General features: G+C 72.1%; 3 protein-coding genes. 1 reads left to right on the plus strand and 2 read right to left on the minus strand.

Features of this window, described 5'->3' with window-relative positions; all coding sequences use genetic code 11:
• Positions 1–390: 390 nt before the first annotated feature.
• Together ACFQ87_RS41020 and ACFQ87_RS41025 are read right to left on the minus strand one after the other, a co-directional pair.
• Positions 391–528, minus strand: coding sequence for a hypothetical protein (locus tag ACFQ87_RS41020; protein WP_380616060.1), 138 nt, complete (start codon positions 526–528; stop codon positions 391–393).
• A gap of 199 nt (positions 529–727) precedes the next feature.
• Positions 728–1,186: a MarR family winged helix-turn-helix transcriptional regulator gene (locus ACFQ87_RS41025; RefSeq protein WP_380616061.1), complete on the minus strand. Its 459-nt coding sequence runs from the start codon at positions 1,184–1,186 to the stop codon at positions 728–730.
• A 54-nt stretch (positions 1,187–1,240) separates the two neighbouring features.
• On the opposite strand from ACFQ87_RS41025, the gene ACFQ87_RS41030 reads away from it, so the two are divergent.
• The coding region (locus ACFQ87_RS41030; protein ID WP_380616062.1) for a MarR family winged helix-turn-helix transcriptional regulator at positions 1,241–1,653 on the plus strand (413 nt) is incomplete at its 3' end.

The raw sequence follows: 1,653 nt of genomic DNA on the forward strand, positions 1-1,653 counted from the left end.
GCCCAGCGTTGGTTGGCCAAAAAACACATCGGCAGGGGAAAAGACAACCGGTGGGGGGGGTGGGGAAAAACCAACCCCCCCACGCCCCCCTGAGAGACATGCGGCACTCCTCCCTCCCCCCCTCCCCCCGCGGTGGGCCCGGGTTCGCCGCGGTGGGCGCTACCGGGTCTGATCGCAGTGCGCCGGGCTTCAGCCCGGTGGTGAAGCGATTGTGAGTCCTGCTCCGAGCTGCGCTGACGTGCACTCCCGCCGGCTCCGCGAGGTGTCCTCGGTCGTGCTGCAACAGCCGTTGCGGGACCTGGACACCGCGTAGCGGAACTTCTTCGGCGGGTTGAAGGGCAAGCGCCCGAAGACGGGAGCGCCCCGGTTCAAGTCGAAGCGCGACACCCGTCAGGCGATCCGGTTCACCGCGAACGCCCGGTGGAGGATCACCCCGGGCGGGGACCTGTCCCTGCCGAAGATCGGCGACGTGCGGGTGAGGTGGTCGCGTGTCCTGCCGTCGGTGCCGTCCACGGTGACGGTGATCAAGCGGGCATGCGGCGCATGGCCGGACCGGGACGTCGACGCCGCCGTCAACATCGCCGAGGCCGCCGGACTTGCGGTGACAGCCTGTCGAGCGCGGGTAAGACCGGGACTCGTCCCGGCACGGCGCGAAGAGGCAGGAACCCGCCGGGACGGTCGGACGACCGTGGTGGGAACCCCCGGGCTCCAACCCGGGGAGCGGAAGTCAAGCCGCTTCGGTGAGGGTGTCGAGGTGTGCGGCGAGGCGCTGCAGGAGGGTCGTCAGGGTGGTGAACTCCTCCGGTGTCACGCAGGCCGTCAGCTGCTTGCGCAGCGCGGCGGCCTGGGCGCTGATGCGCTGGTGGGCGGCGCGGCCCTCGTCGGTCAGGGCGACGGCGTCGGGGTCGATGCGCACCCAGCCGCGGGTGGCGAGGCCGTCCAGGTAGGGGCGCACGGTGGGCTCGTCGGCGGTGCGGAAGGCGGCCATGGTCTCGTCGACCTCGGCGACGGTCAGCGGTCCGCAGGCGACGGTGTTGAGGACCTGCCAGTCGCGCCGGCGCAGGGCGTCGGCGGCGAACAGACGGGCCATGCGCTGCTCGATGGCGCCGTCGATGTGCCGCAGCCAGTAGCCGAGCGGGCGCTGCTCGCGGACGTTGGGCAGGGCGGCGCAGACGTCGGTGGTCATGATGGTGATCCCCCTCAATGCATGTCTTTTTGCAACAGTTGTAAACTAGCATGCATGTCGAAGCAGGAGAAGAGCCCTCAGGAACGACAGCAGGACACCGTCGCCGCCGTCGCAGCCGTCGAGCGCGCCATGGTCGCCATCCGCCGCAGCCAGACCCGCCGCTCCCTGGGCCGCATCGCCCCACCCGGCGGCGCCCGGGGCATCGACCCCACGCTGTTCGGCGTGCTCGACGCCGTCGAGGCCCACGACGGCCCCTGCGCCGTCACCGACGTCGCCGCCGCCCTCGGCGTCGACCAGCCCCGCGCCAGCCGCCTGGTGCTGCGCACCGTCGAGGAGGGCTGGCTGGAACGCGGCAGCGACCCGCGCGACGCCCGCCGCACCCCGCCCGCCCTCACCCCCGCCGGCCGCGAACAGGTGGAGCGCACTCACCGGCTCCACCGCGAGATCATCGCCCGCACGATGGCGAC

Source organism: Kitasatospora sp. NPDC056531 (genome assembly GCF_042794375.1).
In the GTDB taxonomy this organism is placed as follows: domain Bacteria; phylum Actinomycetota; class Actinomycetes; order Streptomycetales; family Streptomycetaceae; genus Kitasatospora.